Here is a 19,605-nt window from a genome sequence, read left to right on the forward strand (position 1 = left end):
CGCGACTCTCCTCATTTCTTTTCACTTCTGATCGGCTGCTTCATTTCGGACTCATCTGGTAATTCCGTTCCGCAAGCGGAAGAAGCTGCCGGGCTTTCGGCGGGGCAGAGCGGTCGGGGCCGTGGGCGGGGGCGGCGGCTCGACGGGCGCCGGTTCCCGGGGGCGTAGTGCGTGCCCGTCCGGAAGGGGGCGGACAGGGATCGGCGCGGGCGCCTCGGCGCAGACCAGCAGCCCGTCGCCGAGCATCCGCGCGACTTCGACCGTGACGGCGTAGACGCCCCTCCCGACCCGGAAGGCGAGGTCCCGGGCGGTTCGGCGGCCGTCGGCGTGGGTGAGCAGCTCACGCCGCAGGGCGGTGAGCGGGGTGGCCGTGTCGACGGGTGCCGGTGCGGGCACGGGCCGCTCGCGGTCGGGGTGGACGGGGTGCGGCAGCGCGGTGAGCGCGGCGAGTCTGCGGGCCGCTCCCTGGAGCAGGCCCAGCGGTGGCTCCCCCACCGGGACCTGGGCGAACGGCTCGGTGGTGGGGACGTGTTCGCAGTCGTCGACCCGGCCGGCGGCGATCGCGAACGCGGCGTCGTGCAGCGCCATCGCGCACACGACCCGCAGCTGCGCGGCCCCCGCGTACCCGCGTGCGATGAGGGCGGTCGCCGGCCAGCGCGCGCCCCCGGACTCCCGCATCAGTTCGGCCCACTGCTCGCCGCTGACCCGCCCGGAGCGCAGCAGCAGCGCCTCGGCGCCCGGTGCTCCGGGGGACTCGGCGGCGACCACCCGTCCGTCGCCGAGATGGAACGTGCCGCCCGGCGTTCCGGTGACCCTGAGCTCTCCGGTGAAGCCGTCACGCGCGCAGACGGCGAGGGCCCGCGCCAGGTGTTCGTAGCCCGACATCACACCCCTCGTCGTTTCGCACACACGCCTGACGCATAGCGCTGAGGGGGGAATGTGTATCAGTCCGGGCGCATATTCCGGAGGCGGATATCCGTCCTGTCGCTAGTTGACGGAAGTTGAGTTTCCGGGCGGCTCAAAGAACTGTGTTCGGCGCTCATTTGACCGATTGGCACACGGTTACGGGCAGCGGGCGCAGCGCCTCCCGCAGGGCCGCCGCCAGCTCCTCGTACTCCCCTCCTCGGGCCGCTCCCGCCCGCATCGCGAGGGCGATCCGGCGGGTGGGGGCGGGGTCGGCGAAGTAGCCGGTGAGCAGTTGGCTGCTGCGGGTCGTCTCCACCTTCAGGGCCGTCCGCGGCAGCAGCGTGCAGCCGAGGCCGCCCGCGACGAGCTGCACGAGCGTCGAGAGACCTGCGGCCGTAGTGGTCACCGGTGCGTCCTCGCGGCCGGCCTCCCGGCAGATGTCGAGCGCTTGGTCGCGCAGGCAGTGCCCCTCGTCGAGGAGCAGCAGGTTCAGCGCCCTGAGCTCCTCGCGCGGGATGCCCTCGCGGCCGCCGAGCGTGTGGTCGAGCGGGGTGACGAGCACGAAGTCCTCGTCGAACAGCGGGAGTTCGGCGACTCCGGGGACCCCGAGGGGAACGGCGAGCAGCAGCAGGTCCAGTCGGCCGGTGGTGAGCCCGTCGACCAGGCTCGCGGTCTGCTCCTCGTGCACCTGGAGGTCGAGCTGCGGATAGCGGTCGTGGACCAGCCGCAGCACGGTGGGCAGCAGATACGGCGCGACCGTGGGGATGACACCGAGGCGCAGCGCCCCGGTGAACGGGGCCCGCACCGCCTCGGCCTCCTCCATCAGCGCCCCGACCTCCGCCAGCACCGCCTTGGCCCGTACGGCCAGACGCTCACCGGCCGGCGACAGCAGCACCTTGCGGGTGGTGCGCTCCAGCAGTGTCACTCCGAGTGACTCCTCCAGGGCGGAGACGGCACCGGACAGCGCGGGCTGGCTCATGCCGATCGCGGCGGCGGCGTCCCGGAAATGAAGGTGCTCGACGACGGCGGCGAAGGCCCGCAGCTGGGCGAGACTGGGAAGTCTTCTCTTGCTCACGTCTCACTCACGGTCACTGATAGCACTCTCCGATCAACCGGACCGAGTGTAGCTATTTCTTGTATCAATGCAGCCTGTGCCAGGATCGGTAAGGTCCAACCCAAGGGAGACACCTGTACCGATCAGGTGCCTCCTCGCTGCAAGGAGAGCGTGTGCTCACTGTCGGTGACAAGTTCCCCGAGTTCGAACTGACCGCCTGCGTCTCGCTGGAGAAGGGCAAGGAGTTCGAGACGATCAACCACAAGACCTACGAGGGTCAGTGGAAGATCGTCTTCGCCTGGCCGAAGGACTTCACCTTCGTCTGCCCGACCGAGATCGCGGCCTTCGGCAAGCTGAACGAGGAGTTCGCCGACCGTGACGCCCAGGTCCTCGGCTTCTCCGGTGACTCGGAGTTCGTCCACCACGCCTGGCGCAAGGACCACGACGACCTGCGCGACCTGCCGTTCCCGATGATGGCCGACTCCAAGCACGAGCTGATGCGCGACCTCGGCATCGAGGGTGAGGACGGCTTCGCCAAGCGCGCCGTCTTCATCGTCGACCAGAACAACGAGATCCAGTTCTCCATGGTGACCGCCGGCTCCGTCGGCCGTAACCCCAAGGAGGTCCTGCGGGTCCTGGACGCCCTCCAGACGGACGAGCTGTGCCCGTGCAACTGGAGCAAGGGCGAGGACACCCTGGACCCGGTCAAGCTGCTCGCGGGAGAGTGACCCCCATGTCGCTCGACTCCCTGAAGTCCCGCATACCGGACTACGCCAAGGACCTGAAGCTCAACCTGGGCTCGGTCATCGGCAATTCGGACCTGCCGGCCCAGCAGCTGTGGGGCACGGTGCTCGCCACGGCGATCGCCTCCCGCTCCCCGATCGTGCTGCGCGAGCTGGCGCCGGAGGCCAGGGCGAACCTCTCGCCGGAGGCGTACACCGCGGCGAAGTCCGCGGCCGCCGTGATGGCGATGAACAACGTCTTCTACCGGACCCGGCACCTGCTGTCCGACCACGAGTACGGCAACCTGCGCGCCGGCCTGCGGATGAACGTCATCGGCAACCCCGGCGTCGACAAGGTCGACTTCGAGCTGTGGTCGTTCGCGGTGTCCGCCATCAACGGCTGCGGCCTGTGCCTCGACTCGCACGAGCAGGTGCTGCGCAAGGCCGGCGTGGACCGCGAGACGGTCCAGGAGGCCTTCAAGATCGCTTCAGTGATTCAGGCCGTGGGCTCCGCCTTGGACGCCGAGGCCGTACTGGCCGACGTCGAGTAGTCGCCGTCGCCCTGTGGACCCCGCTCACCCTCGGTGGGCGGGGTCTCCCGCGTCTCCGGGAGTCTCGGCACCGCCGCCTCCTGGGAGTACGCCCGCAGATACCCCACGATCGTGTTCGACACCGCCACCAGCGGCACCGCCACCACCGCTCCGCCGATCCCGGCCACCATGCCGCCGGCCGCCACGGACAGCACGACCGCCAGCGGATGCACACGGACCGCGCGTCCGAGGATGAACGGCTGGAGGATGTGGCCCTCGATCTGCTGCACCGCGAGGACGACCGCAAGGGTCATGACCGCGGTGAAGATGCCCTGCGTCACCAGCGCCACGACGACGGCCAGCGCACCGGAGGCCACCGCACCGACGAGCGGGATGAAGGAGAACAGGAAGATGAAGACGGCCAGCGGGACGGCCATCGGTACGTCGAGGAAGTAGATGCCGATGCCGATGAACACGGCGTCGATCAGCGCGACGAGGACGGTGCCGCGTACGTACGCCGTCAGCGTCGCCCACGCCCGCGGCCCGGCACCCGCGACTCCCGGACGGGCGGCGGCCGGGACCAGCTTCAGGGTCCACTGCCAGATCCGCTTGCCGTCGTAGAGCAGGAACAGCGTCGAGAAGGCCGCGAGCAGGATGCCGGTGAGCGCCTCGACGATGACCGTGACACCTTCGAGGCCGGCCGAGGTGATCTCGTCGGTGTTGGCGCCGATCGCCTCCCGGAGGTTCTCGGCGATCTCGTTGATCTGCTTGTCGGTGACGTGGAACGGGCTGTTGAGCAGCCAGTTGCGCAGCTCGTCGATGCCGTCCTGGACCTGGTCGGAGAGATTGTCGATGTTCTCCATGACCTGCCAGGTCACGAACCAGCCCATCAGCCCGATGACGACGAACCCGAGGATCGCGGTCAGCGCGGTCGCCGGCCCGCTCGGCACGCCCCGCCTGGTCAGCCAGGCCACCGAGGGCTGCATCAACGCGGTGAGCAGCAGCGCGATGACGAAGGCCAGTACGACGAGTTGGACGGCGCTGATGACCCGCATCAGGACCCAGACGGTGCCGGCCAGCACCAGCAGCCGCCAGCCGGCCTCCGCGGCGACCCGTACGCCCCACGGCACGACCTGTGCGGGGTCGGGGCGCGGCGGCGGGGCGGCGGGCGCGTAGTCGGGGGGCCGTGGCACATGGTCGGCGGGCGGCGGGTCCGCGCCCGGGGGCGGTTCGGTGGCGACGGTGGTCCGCCCCACCGGCTCGCGCTCGGCGCTCTCTCGTTCCACCGCGGCCCGGCGCTCGTCCAACCGCTCACTCATCTCGGTCAGACCGGCACCGACCCGGCCGAGCCACCCTGGCACTCGCGACATGATCCGTCCTCTTCCCCCGTCTCTCCCCACCACTCCTCCCTGGAGTCGTTGATGCCGACCGTACATGCCACCACACGGGGAACAGCGAAAGCCCCTCACCAAAAGACGGTGAGGGGCAACGCAGGGTTGAGAGACGCGCCCTTTAGGGGCGCGGGGAACTGCGCGACCAGCCACAGCGGCGCCGCAGACGAGCGACGTCCTATCTCGGCTGAACCAGCGGAGCGCCTAGTACCAGTTGTTGGCCTGCCAGAAGTCCCAGGCGCCGCAAGGGCTGCCGTAGCGGTCGTTCATGTAGTTCAGGCCCCACTTGATCTGCGTGGCGGGGTTCGTCTGCCAGTCGGCGCCGACTGACGACATCTTGGATCCGGGCAGAGCCTGGAAGAGGCCGTAGGCACCGGAGGAGGGGTTCACGGCCTGGTAGTTCCAGTCGGACTCGTGGTCCACGATGTTGCTGAAGCACTGGAACTGGTCGCCGGGCACCATCGAACGCGCCATCGACTGGATCTGCGAGATGCTGTACGAGCTCTGGACGGGGAAGTCCGCGGCGGAGGACCGGGAGGCCTTGGCCTCGGCCTCTTCGCGCTCCTTGGCTTCCTGCGCCGCCTTCTCTGCCTTCTCGGCGGCTTCCTTCTTCTCGATCGCGCTCTGGGCGGCAGCCTTGCGGGCCGCCTCCTCGGCGTCCTTCTTTGCGCTCACGTCGGCGGCGATGGCCTGGACATCCGCCTGCGCCGACAGGGACTCGGTCTGCACCTGGGCCTGCTGGCCCGCGGGTATGTCCGCGAGGAGCGTCGAATCGGCAGCCGTCGCCTCGGCGTCGTTGTTCTGCGCGGTGCTGCCCGAGGCAACGCCGACGACGCTTCCGACAGCGGTGACCGCGGTGGCAGAGGCCACTGCGAATCCCCTGACCGAAATCGGACTCACACGGTTTCCTTCCAGCATCGCCCGCTTCGGTGACCCTGGCGGACGCAATCGTGCCCCTGGCTCTGGCCTCCCAACTGCGGGGTCACGGGAGGCGCGGACCCGGTGGGCAACTCCCGCGAGGGGAGCGCCGCGTGGTGACTCGGGCGGCATACGACGTCGCTATGCAGTTGGTGGTGGTGCTGCTGTGGTTCCGTACCGCTGGGGGTACAGGTGTGTCGTATGCGGGGCCTGACAGGAGTGAGACTCTGCCGCACCCGGACGCCGCAAGGCAATTCTGTGTTGCGTGTGAAAGCTCACACCTTGTTTGTCCCTGGGGATTTCCGGAAAGCCGCACACGCCCAGGCGCCGCCCGGATAGGCTCACTGCCTTTCCGAACGGCGCCAACCAACGAGTAGCTACCGCAAGTTGAGCACTTGGGTCAGATCTGCCCGTCTTCCAGCATTTCGGTCACAAGGGCCGCGATCTGGGACCTCTCGGACCGCGTCAGGGTCACATGGGCGAAGAGCGGGTGTCCCTTCAGCTTCTCCACGACGGCCACGACACCGTCGTAGCGCCCGACCCGCAGATTGTCCCGCTGGGCCACGTCATGGGTCAGAACCACCCGTGAATTAGCACCAATTCGGGACAGAACCGTCAGCAGGACATTCCTTTCCAGCGACTGCGCCTCATCCACGATCACAAAGGCGTCGTGCAGCGAACGCCCGCGGATATGGGTCAGGGGAAGGACCTCGAGCATGCCGCGCGCGGTGACCTCTTCGATGACCTCGCGGCTGGTGACCGCGGACAGCGTGTCGAAGACGGCCTGCGCCCAGGGGCTCATCTTCTCGGCCTCGGTGCCGGGCAGATAGCCGAGTTCCTGTCCGCCCACCGCGTACAGCGGCCGGAAGACCATCACCTTCTGGTGCTGACGGCGCTCCAGGACCGCCTCCAGACCCGCGCACAGCGCCAGCGCCGACTTGCCGGTGCCGGCCCGGCCGCCCATCGACACGATCCCGACGTCCGGGTCGAGCAGCAGGTCGAGCGCGATCCGCTGCTCGGCACTGCGGCCCTTGATGCCGAACGCCTCCCGATCGCCGCGCACCACCCGGACGTTGCCCTCGGGCGTGACCCGGCCCAGCGCCTTGCCGCGCTCGGAATGGATCGTCAGCCCGGTGTGCACGGGCAGGTCGGCGACCTCGGGGACGTAGACGTGCCCTTCCTCGAAGAGGATGTCCACCTGTTCGCCCGGCAGGGTCAGTTCGGACATTCCGGTCCAGCCGGAGGAGTCCGTGATGGCGAGCTCGGCGCGGTACTCCTCGGCGAGGAGACCGACCGACGAGGCCTTGATCCTGAGCGGCAGGTCCTTCGACACGACGGTGACGTCGAGTCCCTCGGCCTGGAGATTGCGGGCGACCGCGAGGATGCGGGAGTCGTTGTCCCCCAGGCGGTAGCCGCTGGGCAGCACGCTGGGGTCCGAGTGGTTGAGCTCGACACGGACGGTCCCGCCGAGGTCCCCGATCGGAATGGGGGCATCGAGACGGCCGTTCCTCACCCGGAACTCGTCCAGCAGACGCAGCGCCTGCCGGGCGAAGTAGCCGAGTTCGGGATGGTGCCGCTTGGCCTCCAGTTCCGTCACCACGACGATGGGGAGCACGACCTCGTGCTCGTCGAAGCGGTTCAGGGCGTTCGGGTCGGCCAGCAGGACGCTGGTGTCGAGAACGTAGGTGCGCCGGTCTGGCTTGTGGCGCTTTGTGCTGGTCACCACGGAAGGACGTACCCCCTCGGATGAGGTCGGGGAGCGACGGAGTGGGGCTGGACCGGTCGTCGGCCGCAGTGCACGGGCCGAAAACCGGCCCCCCGCGTCTTCTTCCGTGCCGTGACCGCACGGTGGGGCTGGTGCAAAGGGCCTCCCGGGCGGACGGCTCCGGCGCCGCCCGCTGAGATACGACACCCGTGGTTCGGGTGTCGACCTGCTTGGCTTATGCCCTCGAACATGCGGTGCCATGCCAGCGCATATGACGGCGCGCTGGTGAACTCCTTGTTACTTCTGTCCCGGAGAGGGTTGGTTTTGTCGCGCCGCGATACGGCCACGACAGCGCCGGAAGTGCGCTCAGCCGCCGTAGCGCCGATGGCGCGCCGCGTAGTCGCGCAGGGCCCGCAGGAAGTCCACCTTGCGGAAGGCCGGCCAGAAGACCTCGCAGAAGTAGTACTCCGAATGGGCCGTCTGCCAGAGCATGAATCCGGACAACCGCTGCTCGCCGCTGGTGCGGATCACGAGGTCGGGGTCGGGCTGGTCGCCGGTGTAGAGGTGACGTCCGATCAGGTCGACACTGACCGACTCGGCGAGGTCCTCCATCGAGGTGCCCTTGTCATGGGCGTCGACGATCATGGAGCGGACGGCGTCGGCGATCTCCTGACGGCCGCCGTAGCCGATGGCGACGTTGACCAGTATCCCGTCGACGTGGGCCGTGGACTCCTCGGCCTCCTTCAGCGCCATCTGCATCGCAGAGGGCAGCAGATCGGGGGTGCCGACGTGGTGCACGCGCCAGCGGCCGTCGGCGGCGAGGGTTCGTACGACGTCCTCGATGATGCCGAGCAGGGGGCCGAGTTCCTCCGGCGGGCGGTTGAAGTTGTCCGTCGACAGCAGCCAGAGGGTGACGACCTCGACGTCCGTCTCGGTGCACCAGCCGAGGAATTCCTCGATCTTCTCGGCGCCGGCACGGTGACCGTCCACGGGGGTGGATCCGGCGGCCTTCGCCCAGCGCCGGCTGCCGTCCACGATGACGCCGATGTGCTTGGGCACCTGAGCGTGGTCCAGGTGACCTTCCACCCGGCGTGCGTAGAGCCTGACCAGCAGGCCGCGCAGCTTGTCGCGCAGGTTCACGTGTTCGTCAGCCCCTCCGTACGGCGGTCCCCAGGGGCGAAGCCTACCCCTGCGGGGCTTGGGCCGTGGTTGTGGGGTGCGGTGGGTGAGGTTGGGGGTGGGTTGGCGCATGCGGGTTCGGTGGGGGCTGGTCGCGCAGTTCCCCGCCCCCCTCATCAGGTTGCGGTCCCGTAGCTCGCATGCCGCCCGGCGCGGGCAGTGGCCGTTGCTCACATGCCGCTGGGCGGGGCAATAAAACGGGCCGGTCCGTGGGGGGGGAGACGGACCGGCCCGAGGGGGGGTTTCCACCATAACCCTTCGTAAGGGATGCTGCGCGCATCGGCGTGCCACAACTACTCTCCGAAGTCGCTCGGCGACGGCCCGGTGGCCATGAGAGGGCCCTCTCATGGCGGATTCGTGGCGAGATCGGGCCTGTTTTCCAGGGGAAACGCGTGGGATGCGGCCGGATCCAGAGGGTTTGGCGGTTCTTGCGGCCTGGCTGGTGACTTGTCCGCGCTTCCCCCGCCCGGGTGACCCCGACCGCGAACGCCCGCTTGACGGTCCGCGAGAGCCGACGGCGATCGGCGAAGGGCACCGCGACGCGCGTCCAGCAGGGAGCCGGTCGAGGGCATGGCACCGCGCAGCCCCCTCCACTGCGCGGTGCCGCCGCGCAGCTTTGCGTACGCGAATTACCTTGGTCTGAACTTACGTGAGGGTGGGGAGGAAATCGAGTCGGCCGTCATAACAATGTGGAGAAGGTGAGCCTTCCTTGGATGCATAGGGGCTCAAGGGGCTTCGCGCTTGGATGCACGGTTTGCACGATGCGGGCGCGTGGATCCGAGGGAGCGGGGATACGCGGTCAGCTTCCCTCCCGGGTGACGGGGGTAAGCGGACAGCTTCCGACCTAGGTCCGGCTTACCGTCGCCCCATGACAGCGAAGTCGGGCAGTGGGACGGGCGGCGCGGGCGGCACGATCACCTGGGACGAGGTGAGTACGCGACGGCTGGAGCGACAGTTCCTGACCCGTCCCGCCGCGCCCGGCACTCCCGTCGCGGAGGTCGTCGGCGCGATGCTGGGCGCGCACGCCCAGGTGCTGTCGGCGGCCGAGGTGTCGGTGGGGGTGCGGGCCGCCGGGGTGACGCGGGCGGACGTCCGGGCCGCGCTGTGGGAGGACCGTTCGCTGGTGAAGACGTTCGGTCCACGCGGCACCGTGCATCTGCTCCCGGCCGCCGAACTGCCCCAGTGGTGCGGGGCGCTGACGGCGGTCCCGACCGGCCCGAGCCCGTTCCCGCCGGACATCCGGGTCACGGAGGAACAGGCGGAGCAGATCGTGGCAGCGATCGGAGACGCCCTCGACGGGGTGTGCCTGACCGTGGAGGAGCTGGGCGAGGAGGTCGTGGCGCGGACCGGCGCGTGGGCCGGTGACCTGGTGATGCCCGCTTTCCAGGACCTGTGGCCGCGCTGGCGGCAGGTGATGCACCGGGCCGGCCAGTCGGGCGCCCTGTGCGCCGGCCCGAACAGGGGCCGGAAGGTGACGTACACCCGTCCACCGCCCTTCACCCCGATGCCCGGCGAGTCGGCTCTGCGGGAACTTGTACGGCGGTATCTGCGCGCGTACGGCCCGGCCACACCCCAGCACTTCGCCAAGTGGCTGGCGGCACCGGCGAGTTGGGCGACCGCCCTGTTCCTGCAGCTGGCGGAGGCCGGGGAGATCGAGGAGGTCGCCTTCGAGGGGGCGGCGGCCTGGGTGGCGTCGGGCGACACGGAGTTCCCGGAGGGGCGGGTGCGGAGGGTGCGGCTACTGCCGTACTTCGACGCGTACGCCATCGCCGCGCAGCCGCGTCGGTCCCTGTTCCCCGGGAAGGCGTACGAGCGGGCGCTGGCCGGCGGGCAGGCGGGGAACTTCCCGGTGCTCCTGGTGGACGGCGTGGTGGCCGGGGTCTGGCACCAGCGACGCCAGGGCCGTCGTACGACCGTCACGGTGGAGCCGGTCGGACGCCGGCTGACGGCACGCCAGGAGCGGGAGCTGGGCGAGCAGGTGGAGCGGGTGGGGGAAGTGCTGGAGGCGAAGGCGGAGTTGGTGGGCGGGGAGGTGAGTGTGGGGCCGCATGCGTAGGGCGGGGGCTGGGGCTGGGGGGTCGGGCGGAGTCTGCAGGGGTCGGCGGGAGGCGGACGAGAGTCGGCGGAGGCACGCGCCATTCCGTAGGGCCGGCCCGGCGCGCCCGCGTCGGGATCAGGCGTCCGGCCTGCGGGCCTCGAACAGGTGGCGGGTGCTGTGGGCGACGAAGGGGCCGTCGGACGCGATCCGCTCGTGCAGGGAACGGAGTTGGGGCCGGTAGGCCTCGACGGTGAAGTCGGGGACCATCCAGATGACCTTGCGCAGGAAGTGGACGACCGCGGCGATGTCATGGAACTCGATGCGCAGTTCCTCGGCACGCAGGTCGACGACCTCCAGGCCGGCGGCCTCGGCGTCGGCCCGTTCCCGCTCGGGGTGGCGGCCGCTGCGGACCTCCTCCGGCTGAGGGCCGAGGAAGTACTCGACGAGTTCGAAGACGCTGTGCGGTCCGACGTGCTGGGCGAAGTACGTGCCGCCGGGCCGGAGCACCCGGGCGATCTCCGGCCAGGGCGCCTGAACCGGGTGCCGGCTGGTGACGAGGTCGAACGCCCCGTCGGCGAACGGCAGCGGCGCGTCCTCGGGCGAGGCGACGACCGCGACTCCGCGCGGGGCGAGCAGGGCGGTGGCCTTGGCGACGTTGGGCGGCCAGCCCTCGGTGGCGACGGTGAGCACGGGCGCTTTCGTGGCCCGGCCCAGGGCGAACTCCAGGACCTCCCCTCCCCCGGTCTGGAGGTCGAGCGCGGCGGTCGCGGCGGCCAGCCGGTCGGCCAGGGACACGGCGTACCCCCAGCTGGGCCGCGCCTCCGTGGCCCGCCCCTCGAACCAGGAGAAGTCCCAGCCCTCGGTGGGCACGGCGACGCCCTCGGCGAGGAGTTCCTCGAACGACCTGCTGTCCTGACCACCCATGACGGGCATGATCGCAGGCGGCCGTCGGCGACCGCTGCTAGTTTTCGGCGCCATGACGGACTCGACGTACACAGCGGGTGAGAAGGAAACGCTCCGGGCGAGCCTGGACCGGCACCGGGACGCGGTGCTGTGGAAGCTGGAGGGCCTCGACGACGAGGGACTGCGCCGGCCGATGACCCCGACCGGCACGAACCTGCTGGGCCTGGTCAAGCACCTCGGCTCGGTGGAGTACGGCTGGTTCGTGTCGAGCTTCGGCGGCGAGGTGGAGCCGCTGTGGTTCGACCCGTACAGCGACCAGGACATGCGGGCCGACCAGGGCGAGACGACGCGGCAGATCGTCGAGTTCTACGGCCGTGCGCGGGCCGCGGCCGACCGGGTGATCACCGAGCGGGCGCTGACGGACCTGGGGCGGCCGGCATGGCGGGACGGCGAGGTGTCCCTGCGCTGGGTGCTGGTCCACATGATCGAGGAGACGGCACGGCACGCGGGCCACATGGACATCCTGCGGGAGCTGCTCGACGGGGCGACGGGGGATCAGCCGCGAGGCTGAACGCCGAGCACGAGCAGCACATGCTCGTCGTCGCCGTGCCGGACGATTCCGGCCCGCCGGAAGCCGTGGTGTTCGAGGAGGCGCACGGAAGCGGTGTTGGCATGGAACGGGTCGGCGTACAGGGGACGGACCCGCTCCGTGTCGAGGAAGAGAGCGAGGGCTCTGGTGCCGATGCCTCTCCCCCAGTACGGCCGCCCCAGCCAGTACCCGAGGAACCGGCGCTCGGCCTCCCACCAGGAGACGATGCTCCCGGCCACCTCGCCGTCGGCCAGGACCGTCCGCACGAGGCAGGTGTCGTCGCCGAGCACGCTCGTGCGCCAGTGCTTCATGAAGGCGTCCCGCGGCCGGGGCGTGAACCTCGACCGCCGGAGGGCCTCCGGGTCGTGCTCGTAGGCGAGGAACGCCTCCAGGTCGGAGTCCACCACGTCCCGGATGCGTACGTCTGCGGTGTCGTCGCTCATCTTCAGGAGTCTGGCAGGCACCACTGACAACGCCTCCGGGTGCAGCCTACGGCACCAGCGGCCGGACCTCCTCCGCCACGAACCGCACGAACCCCTCGGGGTCCGGCTCGTCGCCCGTCGGCTGGAGCACGACGGTGTCCGCGCCGGCGTCCGCGAGCCGCTGCACGGCCTTCGCGACGGCACCCGCGTCCCCGGCGACACCGAGGTCGGGCACGGATCCGAGCCCTTCGGCGGCGAGTTCGGCCTTCAGCCGGGCGGCCCCGTCGGGCCCGGTGGCGGTGAGCAGATACACGACGATCTCGTGCCGCTCGGCATCGCCGCGTCCGGCCGTCCGGCGTCCCTCGTCGATGAGTTGCCGCGCCTTGCGCACACCCTCCGGTGAGGTCGAAGCGGTGAGCAGCGTCCCGTCGGCCGCCTCACCGGCCAGCCGCAGCGAGCGCGGCCCGGTGACCCCGGCGACGATCGGCACCGGCTCGGTGGGCGGCCAGTCGAGAGCGACGTCGTCGAGCCTGACGTACCGGCCCTCGACGGTCACCCGCTCACCGCGCAACAGGGCTCGCAGCGCGTCGAGATGCTCCCGCAGCAGCGTCACCGGCGACTCGACCCGCGCCCCGACCTGCGCCATCCAGTCCTGCACGCCGTGCCCCACGGCGAGGATCGGCCGCCCCGGGAACATCCGGTACAGACCGGCGGCCTCCATGGCGGTGATCGCGACGTTCCGCAGCGGCACGGGCAGCAGTCCGACGCCGACCTTGATCCGCTCGGTCCAGGCGAGGGCGGCCGCCGCGGTGGAGATCCCTCCCTCCCGGAAGCAGTCCTCCCAGAGCCAGAGCTCTTCGAGTCCCGCCTCGTCGGCGATCGTGGCGACGGATCGGAGTCGTTCGGGGGCCAGCTGGGGACGGAATACTGCGCCGAGTCCGGTCATGGGGCCTTCCTACCCGGGCAGCACGCGACGGACAACAGAAATCCTGGAGGTGGCTGAGGATGGCGCGACGCCTGAGTGATGGACGGGGGGTGCTGGTCGTTCACCGGGAAGGGGAAGGTGATGGGGAAGAGGGTGAGGTGCGGGTGCCCCTGGAGATCGCCGCGTCGTACCGGGCCCGTACGAGGGGGCTCCTCGGGCGGGACGGCATCGACGGGGCGATGCTGCTGACGCCCGCCGGCGGGGTGCACACGTTCCGGATGCGCATGCCCATCGACGTCGCCCATCTCGACCGCGGCCTGCACGTCATCGCCCTACACACCATGAAACCCGGCCGCTTGGGCCTGCCCCGCCTCCGCTCACGGCATGTACTGGAGGCAGAGGCCGGGGTGATGGCGGGGTGGGGGCTGCGGAGAGGGGTGCGGGTGACGATCGAGGGCGGGTGACCATGAGCAGGTCACCTCGTCAGCGCTGCTCCTCGTCACTCACGAGTCCCGTCTGCACCAGCACGTTCCCCCGCTTCCGTGAGACGAAGACACCCCGCCCGGCCGGCATCGGACGCGGGCGTACGTTGCCGAGGATGTCTCCCTCGTTCGGGTCGCCGGAGAGCACGACGCCCTGCGCGCCCAGCTCCTTGATGCGCTGCATGAAGGGTTCGTAGGAGGAGCGGCCGGCGCCCGCGGTGTTGCGGGCGGCGATGAAGCGGATGCCCACGTCGCGGGCGAATGGGAGGAGTTCCGTGAGCGGGGCGAGCGGGTTGCCGCCGGACGTCGACACCAGGTCGTAGTCGTCGACGACCACGTAGATCGTCGGGCCGCTCCACCAGTTGCGGGCCCGCAACTGGTCAGTCGTGACGTCCGGCGGAGGTGTGCGGCGCCGCATGAGGTCGGCCAGGGCCTCGACGTGGTGGTCCATGACATTGGACATGGGCACGTATTCGGCGAGGTGGGTGGCCGGGGCAGCGTCCAGGAGGGAGCGGCGGTTGTCGATGACGAAGAGTTTGCAGGAGTCGCCGTCGTGCAGATCGGTGATCTGCCTGATGAGGAGGCGCAGCAGGTTCGACTTGCCGGACTCGCTCTCGCCGAAGACGAGGAAGAAGGGGTCCTGGTCGAAGTTGACGTGAACGGATTCGAGGTTGTTCTCGTCAAGGGCGAAGGCCACGCCGCGGTCCGGCTGGGTGCCGGGCGCAGGCAGGTGCGCGAGGGGCAGTTCCAGCGGCAGGAGCCGGACCGCGGGCGCACCGGGCGCTGTCCAGTGGCGGGTCACGTCCCGGCTCATGGCGGCGGTCGCCTCGGACAGGTCGGTGTCGGAGTGCACACCGTCGATGCGCGGAACCGCCGCCATGAAGTGCAGTGTCTCGGGAGTGACGCCCCGGCCGGGGACACCTGCCGGGACGTTTCCGGCCGCCTTGCGGTCCAGTTCGGAGTCCATGGGGTCGCCGAGCCGCAGTTCGAGGCGGTTCATCAGCAGGTCCTTCAGATTCGCACGGACCTCCATGGCGCGGGAGGCGGTGAGGACCAGGTGGATGCCGTAGCCGAGGCCGCGCGAGGCGATGTCCAGGACGGCCGCTTCCAGACCCTCGTACTCGGTGCGGAAATTGCCCCAGCCGTCGATGGCCAGGAAGACGTCGCCCCAGGGCTGGTCCGCCACCGCGATGTCACCACGGGCCCGCATCTTGCGGAAGGTGGCGATGGAGTCGATACCGGCGCTGCGGAAGTACTCCTCGCGGCGCGTCATGATGCCGTACACCTCGGCGACCGTGCGCCGCACCCGCTCCGGGTCGAGGCGGGAGGCGACCCCGCCCACGTGGGGCAGCGGGGAGACGGATGACATGCCGCCACCGCCGAAGTCGAGGCCGTAGAACTGGACTTCGTGCGGGGTGTGGGTCAGCGCGAAGGCCGAGATGATCGTGCGGAGGAGTGTTGATTTGCCGGACTGCGGGCCGCCGACGATCTGCATATGGCCCGCGGCGCCGGAGAAGTCCCGGTAGAGCGTGTCGCGCCGTTGCTCGAAGGGCTTGTCGACGACGCCGAGGGGGACGACGAGACGGCCGGCGCCCTCGTAGCCCGGCTTGGTCAGGCCCCGGCCGTCCACGCCGGCGAGTCCGGGGAGCAGGACGTCCAGCGAAGGCGGGTTGTCCAGGGGCGGCAGCCATACGCGGTGAGCAGCCGGGCCCTGCCCGGTGAGCCGGCGCACTATGACGTCGAGGACGGTGTCGGCCTGCGGATCGGCGTCGCCCGCGCGTGGGTCCGGCACCTGTGCGCGGGGGTCGGGCTGAACGTACTGGACCGGCACGGGGGCGGCGGTGAAGGCCACGGGTCGGCGGTCCACCGGCAACGTGCCCCCTGTCGTGGCTCGGGCGTTGACGGGCCGGTGCGCACCGGAGACGTAGGCCGCCTTGAAGCGGACCATTTCGTCGGTGCCGTACTTCAGATAGCCCGAGCCGGGGATGTTCGGCAGGTGGTAGGCGTCGGGGACGCCGAGGGCGGCGCGGGACTCGGACTCGGAGAAGGTCCGCAGGCCGACGCGGTACGACAGGTAGGTCTCCAGGCCGCGCAGGCGGCCTTCTTCCAGACGCTGCGAGGCCAGCAGCAGGTGGACGCCCAGGGAGCGGCCGATACGGCCGATCTGGACGAACATGTCGATGAAATCGGGCTTGGCGGCGAGGAGTTCGCTGAACTCGTCGATGACCAGGACGAAGGAGGGGATGGGTTCGAGGGCGGCGCCTGCCGAGCGGGCCTTCTCGTAGTCGTGGATGTTGGCGAAATTGCCCGCCTTGCGGAGCAGTTCCTGGCGGCGGTTGAGCTCGCCGCGGATGGAGTCGCCCATGCGGTCCACGAGGGTCAGGTCGTCCGCGAGGTTGGTGATCACCGCGGCGACATGCGGCAGGTCCGCCATGCCGGCGAAGGTGGCACCGCCCTTGAAGTCCGCGAGGACGAAGTTCAGCGTCTCCGAGGAGTGGGTCACGGCGAGCCCGAGCACCAGGGTGCGCAGCAGCTCGGACTTGCCGGATCCGGTGGCACCGACGCACAGGCCGTGAGGGCCCATGCCGTCCTGCGCGGCCTCTTTCAGGTCCAGCATCACCGGGGCGCCGTCCTCACCGACGCCGATGGGGACGCGCAGGCGATCGGTGCGGGAGCGTGGGCGCCAGGTGCGGCTGACGTCCACGGAGTCCGCGTCGTCCAGGCCCAGGAGATCGGTGAACTCCAGATTCGCGAGCAGTGGTTCGTCGGAGTCGCCGCCGGAGGTCAGGTGCAGGGGGGCGAGCTGGAGGGCGAGCGCCTCGGCGGCCTCGGGACTCAGGCGGTCGGGCGACCCTTCATAGGCCAGACCGTCGCCGGACTCCAGGCGCAACGAGTGCGGATGCACCACGACCGAGAGTCCGCCGCGTGCCCCGGTGAGCCGGCCCGGCACGACCTCGACGATCGTGACACCCTGCAGCCCTTCGGCCGCCGCCAGCGCCGACAACGGCGACAGCGCCTCCCCGTCGAGTACGACGACGATGTGCGGCTGCTCCAGCAGGGCCTGGCCGCCGGCCTGGAACCGGGGGCGTCCTTCGAGCTGCTCCTTCAGCAGCAGCTCCAACTCCTGCGCACTCGTGGTGATCAGACGACGGCTGCCCGCTCCGTCGCTGCCGTCGGTCTGGACGTGGGGCAGCCACTTGGCCCACTCCCAGTGCGGGGCTGCGGCCTGCCCGGCAGCGACGGCGACGACCAGATCGTCGGGAGAATGCAGCGCGGCCAGGGAGGCCACCAGGGCGCGCGCCGTCGCCCGGACGTGGTTCTCGTGGTCCCCGCTGATGGTGAGGTGGTAGAAGGACCGCAGCGAGATCGCGATGGGCAGGCCCTCGATGGTGCTGTGCGCGGTGAGGAACTGTTTCATGGCTCCGGCGGTGAGCGGCTCCAGCTCGTCCACCGGAGCGGTCTCGGGCGCGACCAGCGGGGTGGCGAGCTGCTGGCCGCCCAGACCGATCCGCACCTGTCCGAAGTCGTCGTCACTGATCCGCCGCTCCCACACGCGGCTGCCCTCGGCGACCAGCGCCCACAACTGCTCGGGCGCCGGATGCAGATAGAACTGGGCGTCCCGCTGCAGCCGCGCCGTACGAAGCACGGCACGACGAGTCTTGGCCAGATATTTCAGGTAGTCCCGTCGCATATCGGCGAGTTGGCCCTGGTTGCCGCGTCGGTAGCGGACCAGCATCGCGATGCCCATGGCGATCGTCGACGCGATCATCACCATGCCCATGATGCGCATGACCGGATTCGGCGTCATGAAGAAGAACACGACCGAGCCGCCCATCCCGAGCATGGGCAGCAGCTGCATCAGCGCGCCCTCCTGCTGCCCTCTGGGCAATTCGGGCGGGGATTGCAACTGCACTGGATCGGCGGGCACCTCGGCAGGCAAGGCCCTCGGTGGCCGTTTGACGACGATCTGGCTCAAAGCTGACCCGTCCCCCTCGCGGACTGAAGAGCCCCTGTCCGCACCCCCGTGGCGCCGACTTCATCCGGATCGGATCCTACTGGCGGGCACTGACATTGCGGACGGTAGGGTAACGGTCACGCGTGTGCGCACCCGCGAATAATCAATGGATTCAGGGTCATTCAGGCCATTCGGAACCGGAGTGAGAGCGGACGCGCCAACAGGACAGGGGCGCGGCCCGCGAGTTGAGAAGCACCGCGAGGGGGAGCAGTACGTGCCTGCGACAGTTCGAACGGCAGGGAACGCAGGAAGCACCGGCGGTCACCCGGGACCAGGGGGCCATCCGGGACCGGGGCACCATTGGGGACCGGGGGCGCCGACCACGCGCAGCACCGGCTTCCGCCGGATCATCGTCGCGGCACCCGACAGCCGTATCGATGTGGCGCTGCCCGACGACATTCCACTCGCGCACCTGTACCCGGAGATCCTGCGCCTGTCCGGACAGAGTCCGGCCCCGGGTGCCCCGGTCGGCTACCACCTGGTGCGCCGCGACGGGACGGTGCTCGACGAGGCACGCTCACTCGCCGCGCAGCGCGTCGCCGACGGCGACTTCCTCCTCCTGCGCCCCTTCTCGGACTCCCTCCCGCCCGCGGTGTTCGACGACGTCTCGCATGCCACGGCCAGCGCCGTCACCCGCGACCGCGCACTGTGGAACGACGAACTCCTGCGCACCGCAGGGCTCTTCGGCGGCTGTGTACTCCTGCTGCTGCTCGCCTTCGTGGCCTGGAGTTCCGACATCCGCCATGACATGCACGGGCTCCCGGGCATCGTGGCCGCGGTCTCGGGCCTGGTGCTCCTGGCGATCGCCGCCGTACGCGCCCGGGTGTACGGCGACCGCGGCTCGTCCGTGGCCTTCGGCATCGGCTCCCTCGCCAACCTGGGAGTCGCGGGCAGCGGACTGGCGGCGCTGCCGGCCGGAGAGGGCATCGGCAAGCTGCAGTTCCTGCTGGCCTGCGCCGCCGTGCTGGTGGCGTCGGTCGTGCTGGTGATTCTCACGCCGATCGGCGACGGCCCCTTCGTCGCCTTCGTGTTCGCCTCGGCCGTCGGCATGCTGCTGACGTTCGTGTCGATCCTCGCCGAGTTGCGCCCGGTCGAGACCGCGGCGCTGTGCTCCCCCCTCGCCCTGGGCACCCTCGCCTTCCTGCCTGGCCTCGCCACGCGTTTCGCCCGCCTCCCCATCGGCTTCGACCCGCCGCGCACCGCCGTCGGCAGCGGTTACGACGAGGGCGAGAGCGAGGACGACGGCAGCGGGGCATCCGCCGCGATCGACGCCGACCGCATCGCCACCCAGGCCCGGCGCGGCCATGAGCTGCTGCTCGGCCTGGTCGGCGGGTGTGCGCTGGTCGCGGCGGGCGGGGCCGCGGTGCTCGGGTTCTCCGACGACGTATGGGCTCAACTGCTCGCGCTCGCCACGGGCCTGGCCCTGCTGATGCGCGCCCATCTGTTCCGGCACACGGTCCAGGTGGCCTGCACACTCGCGGCGGGTCTCGCCGCGCTGGTCCTCCTGGGCCTCGGCCTGTCCCTCAACCCGCCCGGATGGATGGTCCTGGAGGCGCTGCGGGGAGACGGCTCGGCGCTCGACATCAGGCTGGTCTGGCTGTCGGTCGCGGTGGCCGTCGTCGCCGGGGCGTCGGCCGCGATCGCGCTGATCGTGCCGAACAAGGGGGTCACCCCGTTCTGGGGCCGATTCCTGGAGATCGCGGAGAGTTTCGTACTGCTGACGCTGCTGCCGCTGTGTCTTGCGGTGTTCGGCGCGTACCACGCGATGCGCTCGCTCTCTTCATAGCCAGACCGGATCAATCAGCGGGGGAAAGAGGCAGCGGAAC

Annotated in this window: 16 protein-coding genes; 6 read left to right on the forward strand and 10 right to left on the reverse strand. The window is 70.2% G+C overall.

All coding sequences use genetic code 11. The features are described 5' to 3' along the window. Nucleotides 1–51: 51 nt before the first annotated feature. Together ACFPQ9_RS14760 and ACFPQ9_RS14765 are read right to left on the reverse strand one after the other, a co-directional pair. Complete coding sequence (locus ACFPQ9_RS14760; RefSeq protein WP_380852658.1) at nucleotides 52–885, reverse strand: MarR family transcriptional regulator; 834 nt, start codon at nucleotides 883–885, stop codon at nucleotides 52–54. A 154-nt stretch (nucleotides 886–1,039) separates the two neighbouring features. Continuing rightward, a complete protein-coding gene (locus tag ACFPQ9_RS14765) occupies nucleotides 1,040–1,981 on the reverse strand; it encodes a LysR substrate-binding domain-containing protein (RefSeq protein ID WP_380852661.1) in 942 nt (313 codons plus the stop codon). Between the two features lie 152 nt (nucleotides 1,982–2,133). Between ACFPQ9_RS14765 and ACFPQ9_RS14770 the strand changes: the two genes are divergently transcribed. Together ACFPQ9_RS14770 and ACFPQ9_RS14775 are read left to right on the forward strand one after the other, a co-directional pair. After that, complete coding sequence (locus ACFPQ9_RS14770) at nucleotides 2,134–2,688, forward strand: peroxiredoxin (protein ID WP_272124337.1); 555 nt, start codon at nucleotides 2,134–2,136, stop codon at nucleotides 2,686–2,688. A 5-nt stretch (nucleotides 2,689–2,693) separates the two neighbouring features. Further along, nucleotides 2,694–3,233, forward strand: a complete 540-nt coding sequence (locus ACFPQ9_RS14775; RefSeq protein WP_380852664.1) for an alkyl hydroperoxide reductase — start codon at nucleotides 2,694–2,696, stop codon at nucleotides 3,231–3,233. Here the strand turns inward: ACFPQ9_RS14775 and ACFPQ9_RS14780 are convergent. The 4 genes from ACFPQ9_RS14780 to ACFPQ9_RS14795 all read right to left on the reverse strand — a co-directional run bounded on the left by ACFPQ9_RS14780 (nucleotide 3,179) and on the right by ACFPQ9_RS14795 (nucleotide 8,366). Beyond that, complete coding sequence (locus tag ACFPQ9_RS14780) at nucleotides 3,179–4,582, reverse strand: AI-2E family transporter (RefSeq protein ID WP_380852667.1); 1,404 nt, start codon at nucleotides 4,580–4,582, stop codon at nucleotides 3,179–3,181. The genes ACFPQ9_RS14775 and ACFPQ9_RS14780 overlap by 55 nt on opposite strands. A 225-nt stretch (nucleotides 4,583–4,807) precedes the next feature. Continuing rightward, nucleotides 4,808–5,503 carry an aggregation-promoting factor C-terminal-like domain-containing protein gene (locus tag ACFPQ9_RS14785; RefSeq protein WP_465269570.1) on the reverse strand — a complete coding sequence of 232 codons (696 nt, stop codon included), beginning with the start codon at nucleotides 5,501–5,503 and terminating at the stop codon, nucleotides 4,808–4,810. Between the two features lie 418 nt (nucleotides 5,504–5,921). Continuing rightward, nucleotides 5,922–7,247: a PhoH family protein gene (locus ACFPQ9_RS14790; RefSeq protein ID WP_380852673.1), complete on the reverse strand. Its 1,326-nt coding sequence runs from the start codon at nucleotides 7,245–7,247 to the stop codon at nucleotides 5,922–5,924. Nucleotides 7,248–7,592: 345 nt separating this feature from the next. Beyond that, complete coding sequence (locus ACFPQ9_RS14795; protein WP_380852676.1) at nucleotides 7,593–8,366, reverse strand: isoprenyl transferase; 774 nt, start codon at nucleotides 8,364–8,366, stop codon at nucleotides 7,593–7,595. 907 nt (nucleotides 8,367–9,273) lie between these two features. On the opposite strand from ACFPQ9_RS14795, the gene ACFPQ9_RS14800 reads away from it, so the two are divergent. After that, nucleotides 9,274–10,461, forward strand: coding sequence for a winged helix DNA-binding domain-containing protein (locus tag ACFPQ9_RS14800; protein ID WP_380852679.1), 1,188 nt, complete (start codon nucleotides 9,274–9,276; stop codon nucleotides 10,459–10,461). Between the two features lie 117 nt (nucleotides 10,462–10,578). Here ACFPQ9_RS14800 and ACFPQ9_RS14805 read toward each other — a convergent pair whose 3' ends face one another. Further along, nucleotides 10,579–11,367 (reverse strand): methyltransferase domain-containing protein, encoded by a 789-nt coding sequence (locus ACFPQ9_RS14805; protein WP_380852682.1) that lies wholly within the window; start codon nucleotides 11,365–11,367, stop codon nucleotides 10,579–10,581. A gap of 52 nt (nucleotides 11,368–11,419) precedes the next feature. On the opposite strand from ACFPQ9_RS14805, the gene ACFPQ9_RS14810 reads away from it, so the two are divergent. Next, on the forward strand, nucleotides 11,420–11,917 hold the full coding sequence (locus ACFPQ9_RS14810) for a DinB family protein (protein WP_380852685.1): 498 nt from the start codon (nucleotides 11,420–11,422) through the stop codon (nucleotides 11,915–11,917). On the opposite strand, the gene ACFPQ9_RS14815 is transcribed toward ACFPQ9_RS14810, so the two are convergent. Both ACFPQ9_RS14815 and ACFPQ9_RS14820 read right to left on the reverse strand, forming a co-directional pair. Next, nucleotides 11,902–12,378 (reverse strand): GNAT family N-acetyltransferase, encoded by a 477-nt coding sequence (locus ACFPQ9_RS14815; protein WP_380852688.1) that lies wholly within the window; start codon nucleotides 12,376–12,378, stop codon nucleotides 11,902–11,904. The two genes, ACFPQ9_RS14810 and ACFPQ9_RS14815, sit on opposite strands and share 16 nt — an antisense overlap. A gap of 46 nt (nucleotides 12,379–12,424) precedes the next feature. Beyond that, entirely contained in the window at nucleotides 12,425–13,303 is an 879-nt protein-coding gene (locus ACFPQ9_RS14820) for an LLM class flavin-dependent oxidoreductase (RefSeq protein ID WP_380852691.1), read from the reverse strand. 59 nt (nucleotides 13,304–13,362) lie between these two features. Here ACFPQ9_RS14820 and ACFPQ9_RS14825 point away from each other — a divergent pair, with 59 nt between their 5' ends. Then, nucleotides 13,363–13,746 carry a DUF192 domain-containing protein gene (locus tag ACFPQ9_RS14825; RefSeq protein ID WP_380852694.1) on the forward strand — a complete coding sequence of 128 codons (384 nt, stop codon included), beginning with the start codon at nucleotides 13,363–13,365 and terminating at the stop codon, nucleotides 13,744–13,746. A gap of 19 nt (nucleotides 13,747–13,765) precedes the next feature. On the opposite strand, the gene eccCa is transcribed toward ACFPQ9_RS14825, so the two are convergent. Then, the gene (gene eccCa / locus ACFPQ9_RS14830; protein WP_380852697.1) at nucleotides 13,766–17,740 is read right to left on the reverse strand and encodes a type VII secretion protein EccCa; all 3,975 of its coding nucleotides are present in this window, start codon (nucleotides 17,738–17,740) and stop codon (nucleotides 13,766–13,768) included. Between the two features lie 145 nt (nucleotides 17,741–17,885). Here eccCa and eccD point away from each other — a divergent pair, with 145 nt between their 5' ends. After that, nucleotides 17,886–19,565: a type VII secretion integral membrane protein EccD gene (eccD, locus tag ACFPQ9_RS14835; RefSeq protein ID WP_380852700.1), complete on the forward strand. Its 1,680-nt coding sequence runs from the start codon at nucleotides 17,886–17,888 to the stop codon at nucleotides 19,563–19,565. Nucleotides 19,566–19,605 lie beyond the last annotated feature (40 nt).

The sequence above is a fragment of the Streptomyces coerulescens genome, assembly GCF_042657965.1.
Taxonomy (GTDB): Bacteria; Actinomycetota; Actinomycetes; order Streptomycetales; family Streptomycetaceae; genus Streptomyces; species Streptomyces coerulescens.